The following is a 5,697-nucleotide window of genomic DNA, read 5'->3' on the forward strand; positions in this document are numbered from 1 at the left end:
CAAGTTGGTTCCGCCGAGGATGGCACAGACCGTCGTTGATTGGGCGATTCAGATATTGGGCGGAGGCGGCACAAGCAATGATCATTTTCTTGCCGCAGCTTGCGATAGGCCGACTGCCCCGGCTGGCCGATAGACCCGATGAGGTGCATCGCAAACTGGAAATAGAACTTGCCCGGTACCGGGGTGTCAACCCGCTCGAACTGGAGCTAGTTCCGAGCCACTAGGCATCAAGGAGTCGAAAAGTTCGGTCAGCCGGCGGACTTTGGCCGGCGTCGACGTACGCCTGCTATCAGGTGTTTGGCAGGGCAGGGGAGGAGGTCGGCGCGAGGAGGCGCTCGCGAAACCAGGCTGTGGCCGCAGTTTCAGTTCTCGCCCACTGACCGAGATAGGGATCGAAATCCCGCCCGGCAGCACCGCGAGCCGCTTCGTTCAGAGCGGAGACTGCTCATGTCGCGTGCGACGCGATGAAAGAACCAATATTTGGCGAGAATTTTAAACTTGCTATGTAAAATCGCTATATGATATAGTTGTTATATGGCTGGCCGTGGCGGCGGATGATGCTCGGTCGTGGTGGGTTCAGACCCGGAATCGCCTGTCGCATCGCGAAAGTGTCAAGCGCGGAGGCCGGATAGCGCATCGACATGCTGCCACTGTTCGTCTTTCGGTACCTCAACAGCGTCGTCTGGGTGTTGATCTTCGCGATGATCGTGCTCGGCCCAGCCTCAGCGCGAATGGTCCTCGAATGGCGGGGGATCGCGCCGCGAAGCTGCCGCAAGAAGCGCGTTGTGTCGTGATAACTATGCAATATAGCAATATTGGAAAAAGGCCTGGGAGGTGCAAATGACGATAACGAAGCCTTTCAACGATGCCAGCGTCGTAGGCGCGGACGAATCGCCAGCGGAATATTTCGGCAACGTGCGCACGCTGGGCGATCTGATGAGAAACGACATCCCCCGTCCGTGGATGACCGCGTTGCCTCAGGAAGTGAAGCCCCAGTCGCTGGTTGTCTGGCTCGGCTGCAACATCTTGCGTACCGCGCACATGGCGGAGAGCCTGAATGACATCCTCGTTCATATGGGCCACGACCACGCGCTGCTCGGCGGTCCTTCCCATTGCTGCGGAAGTGTCCATACGGCGTCAGGTCTTCGCGAGGTCGCCGACAATATGCTGAACCGGACGATGGAGAAGTTCGACGAGTTCAAGCCGGACCAACTCCTTTATTGGTGCCCGTCTTGCGACGACCATCTCAGCCATCGCGATCAGAGCCTGGTGACCGAGACCGCGAAGAAACGTATGAACGCCACCGTGTTTCTGAGCCGCAACATCCGTCAGGACCTGCTGGTCAACGAGATTCCCATCACGGTGGCGATCCACCGTCATGTCGATTTTCCGGAGCAAGAGGAAGAGAGCGAGGCCGTCCACGACCTGCTGTCCAGAATTCCCGGAGTCCACGTGATCGACGCTGCTGCCGCGACGGGGCTTGGGCGGCACTGCACCGTGCCGAGGATCAAGGACTTCGGCGAGGAGAAGTATGTCGGCACAATTGCGGGATGGATGGCGGACGCGAAGCGGCGGGGCGCAACCCACATAGTCTCCATTTATCACTCCTGTCATCGCCGGTTGACGCTGCTGCAACGGGAACACGGAGGGACCAGGGGACTCGAACTCGTCAACTACCTGACGCTGGTCGCCCAATCGATGGGTCTGCCGGCGCGCGAGGACAAATTCGCCCGGATATCGAAGATCGCGGACATCGATACGATGATGGAGGAACTCGAGGGCGAGTTCGCCGCTCGCGGCGTCAAGCCGGAAACAGTCCGCCGCGCGTTGAAGGATCAGTTCGAGGGCGGCCGGTAGTCGTCGACGTTTTTGTCCCGCTACCGGCAAATCGTAAACAAAGGCCGCTTCACGGTCCACGGAAGCTTGAAATGCTTGCCGAATTTTGCAGGATTATGGAAGAGTAGGATCGCCGAGAAGGCAATTCCGGTCGGATGGGGCGTTCCGTGATCGCGCGTCGTCTTGGATGAGATAATCGATCGGCAAGCAGATCCAGTAATGTCGAAGGCAAAGAATGCCGGCAAGAAGCGAAGCGCGAACGCGCGCTCGGTCGGAATCGAGGCGCTGGTCGCCGGCGGCGACGAACGCGCATTTCGCGATTTCATGTCCGACATCTTCGCCGCAGCGGCGACGATGCAGAACCTGCGGCGCGTGACGGCGAAGCCCTTCGGTCTCTCGTCCACCGAACTGGCGGTGATGATGGCTGTGGCCAAGATCAATTCCGATCCAAGCATTCGTCGGATCGCCGACCATCTTCACGTTTCGGCGTCGAATGTCACCGCGGATGTCAGCAAACTGGTGAAGGCCAAGTACCTGATAAAGCTACCGGACCCCGAGGACGCGCGGGCTCTCAAGGTCGCGCTGACAAGCAAGGGCGCCGAACTGATTCAGGACCTGGCGCCAGCCCTTCGGGCGGTGAACGACCGTATCTTCGCGAACATGTCCAGTAAGGATATGATGACGTTGACGCAACTGCTGCGCCAGGTCATCGTCGAAGGCGGAAAGCTGGTCAGCGCGAAGGCAGGCGAAGACTGACGCAAGGGCGCAAGTCTGATCGCTTCAGCAAACTCGCCAGCGCTTTTTTGCAAGATCGTCAATTCCTGCGCCACATGCTCGACACACACCGGTGGCGCGATCAGCCGCTCGTGCGAAATCGCAGAAGTGGCGCGCCACGGCCGATGAAGATGGGCACTACACCCTCGCGATTCCCCTATGATGCTGCAGCCCGCGATGCGCTACAATCGGCAAGCCTGCGATACTCTACGTCTAGCACTACGCATCGTGGATCCCGTGGCGTTGATTTTTGACGCGGGCGTCACGAACTGTGAACGGCCATGTCCCAATCGGTATTCTCGGCGGGAGCCTTAGCGGCAGCGATGGAGGTGGCCTGCCGCTTAGGCGTAGGGCGCGTCGATCCCGTTGTGCTGCACATTTCGCAGCACGTTAGCATTCGCCTGCTTCCAACGGGTCTGGTCGCCCGCGTCGTGCGCGACGATGCGCAGTCGCTCGATAGGCTGCGGCGCGAGCTGTCGGTCGGGCAACATCTCTCTGCACGCGGAGCCCCCAGCGTCGGCCTTGCGGCCGGAGTGCCACCCGGTCCGCATTTTTCTGACGGGTTTGCCGTGACCTTTTGGGAGTTTGTCAGCCATGTCCCAGCGGATGAGGACAACGCGGAGCACACGGCGCGTGCGGCCGCGGCGCTAAGCCGCGTGCATCAAGCGCTCGCCGATTTTCCTTTCGAGCTTCCGAATTTTTGGGCGAAGATCGATCAATGCCGCAACTTACTCCAAACCCCGTCGGCGCTGCCGGCGTTGGCTCCCGGCGATCGGCAATTTCTGCTCTCGGTTTACAGCTCGGTTCGGACCGCATTGGACCAGTTGCCGGTTCGCCTTGTGCCGATCCTCGGCGATGCGCATCTCGGCAACGTGTTCATCACCTCCGATGGCGCGCTTTGGAACGATTTCGAGGATGCGTGCCGCGGCCCGCGCGAGTGGGACATCGGCTTTCTCCCCGAGCCGGAATTGGCTGCATTCGAGCCGTTCAACAGTGACCTTCTCGTAGAGCTTGGCTATTTGCGCAGCTTATGCGTTTCGGTCTGGTGTTGGGCTCTCGCCGACATTCCTGAAAAGCGCGAAGCTGCGGAATATCACCTTGGCTATCTGCGAGAGCGGGCTTCTGCGGGCCGGATTTTATGAGCGCGGCTGGCGGCTTCGGCGTTCTGTCTCGATCGACCCAAAGACATGAGCTGCACCTGCGGCAAACAAAGACTCGGCTGCGCCAAACCCGCGCGGAACCTGCTCGCGTTCTGCTTGGTCTGGTTTTATTCGGATGGCGGCTTGGCGAAGGATAGCGCAGGATCGGTGAGGCGCAGACCGTCGACCGCTTGATAGCAAGATAAAAGCAAACAGGGTTTGCTGGGGCGGTCGTCGCGAGAGCTGGTGTCTGCACATTGGGTTAGGACAAGGTGTAAGCCGGTTTTTGGCAGTTTGAGCAATGTGCGCTCGCTCTGGATACCGGTGCCTAACTTTCTAATGGCACTCGGTCTTTGTTTCCTTGACGCGCAATGTGCGCGGCTTGGGCGGCGATCCGAAGCAGCCGCTGAGCACATCACCACGCAGCCGAGTCATAAGCTTGGAACGGCGCTGCCGGACCAGCCGACGCCCGTCAAGGCTCGCGCTCCGCGCGCCCGGCTCCGCCGGCTGACGGCCTTGACAGGCCTCGTCTGCCCCGGCGTTTGACCGCCACGCGCTGATGGCTCAGCGCGAGCGAGTTGCCGCTCCTCATCGAAATGACTCGCGGACAAACTTGCGCCGTTCTCTCGATGGAGTCTGCCTGTCGCAGGGGCGCCATGGCTCATCATCAAAAATCTCGGCCGAGACGAACCCGGTCATTGGGTCCGTTGCCCGATGACCTCTACGACCATTTGCGGCCATCAGTTCGACGAAGGGGCCGCCCTGCAAAGAAGAAACGATCTGACTGGACCGTGACCGACGACTGGCCTCAGGAAGTGCCGATCACCGAGGCCGAGATCGAGGTGTTCGAGGCCTGGTCCGACGAACTATTTTCGACCCGCCACTGACCCTCTTGGTCTGGAGATCACCATGACGACGACACCGGTTCGTGCTGCCCTCTACCTGCGAGCCTCGACCGGCCGGCAAGCCGACAGTGATCTTTCCATCCCGGACCAGCGCCGCTAGGCCAAGGCCTATTGCACATCCCGGGGCTGGGAGATCGTCGCCGACTATGTCGAGCCCGGTTTGTCCGCGACCGATGACCGGCGACCGGAATTCCAGCGCATGATCGACGCGGCAACCACCAAGCCGCCAGCGTTCGACGTGATCCTGGTCCACAGCTTCAGCCGCTTCTTCCCGACCAATTCCAGCTCGAGTTCTACGTGCGCCGACTCGCCAAGGCCGGTGTCCGGCTGGTCTCGATCACCCAGGAGCTCGGCGACGATCCCATGAGCAACATGATCCGCCAGATCATGGCGCTGTTCGACGAGTATCAGTCCAAGGAGAACGCCAAGCACACGCTGCGCGCCATGAAGGAGAATGCGCGTCAGGGCTTCTGGAATGGCGCGTTGCCGCCGATCGGTTACCGCATCGTGGAGGCCTCCGAGCGGCGCGGACACCGCACCAAGAAGACGCTGGAGATCGACCCCGTCCAGGCTGAAACGGTGCGCCTGATCTTCCGCCTGGCGCGCGAGGGCAGCGGAAGCTCGGGCCGATGGGCGTGAAGTCCGTCGCCACACACCTCAACGCCATCGGCATCCGCACCCGCGACGGCGGGCGCTGGGGTGTCGACGCCGTCCACAAGGTGCTGACCCGCACGACCTACGTCGGCCGGCACCGTTTCAACACCAAGTTCTGGAAGACCCGCGAGCGCAAGGCAGAGACTGAAATCGTGGAAATGACGGTGCCAGCAATCGTCGACAAGGATGAATTTGAGGTCGTCCAAATGCTGCTCAAGAGCCGGAGCCCAGCGATGACCGCACCAAGGATCGTCAGTGGCCCGACACTCCTTAGCGGCATCTGCTTCTGCGCTGCTTGCGGTGGAGCGATGACGCTTCGCACCGGCAAGAGCGGCCGTTACCGTTACTACACCTGCTGCACCAAGGCCCGCCAGGGCGAGACCGGCTGT

General features: G+C 60.9%; 3 protein-coding genes and 1 pseudogene. All 4 read left to right on the top strand.

The window, feature by feature from the left end; all coding sequences use genetic code 11:
• The first annotated feature begins 840 nt into the window (after positions 1–840).
• Positions 841–1,857 (top strand): heterodisulfide reductase-related iron-sulfur binding cluster, encoded by a 1,017-nt coding sequence (locus JOY90_RS27580; protein ID WP_291694261.1) that lies wholly within the window; start codon positions 841–843, stop codon positions 1,855–1,857.
• 198 nt (positions 1,858–2,055) lie between these two features.
• Positions 2,056–2,592, top strand: coding sequence for a MarR family winged helix-turn-helix transcriptional regulator (locus JOY90_RS27585; RefSeq protein ID WP_291694262.1), 537 nt, complete (start codon positions 2,056–2,058; stop codon positions 2,590–2,592).
• 299 nt (positions 2,593–2,891) lie between these two features.
• Positions 2,892–3,752, top strand: coding sequence for a phosphotransferase (locus JOY90_RS27590; protein WP_291694263.1), 861 nt, complete (start codon positions 2,892–2,894; stop codon positions 3,750–3,752).
• A 906-nt stretch (positions 3,753–4,658) separates the two neighbouring features.
• Positions 4,659–5,697, top strand: a pseudogene (locus JOY90_RS27595) (recombinase family protein); the annotation flags it as partial.

It is taken from the genome of Bradyrhizobium sp., from assembly GCF_019242285.1.
Lineage (GTDB): Bacteria > Pseudomonadota > Alphaproteobacteria > Rhizobiales > Xanthobacteraceae > Bradyrhizobium.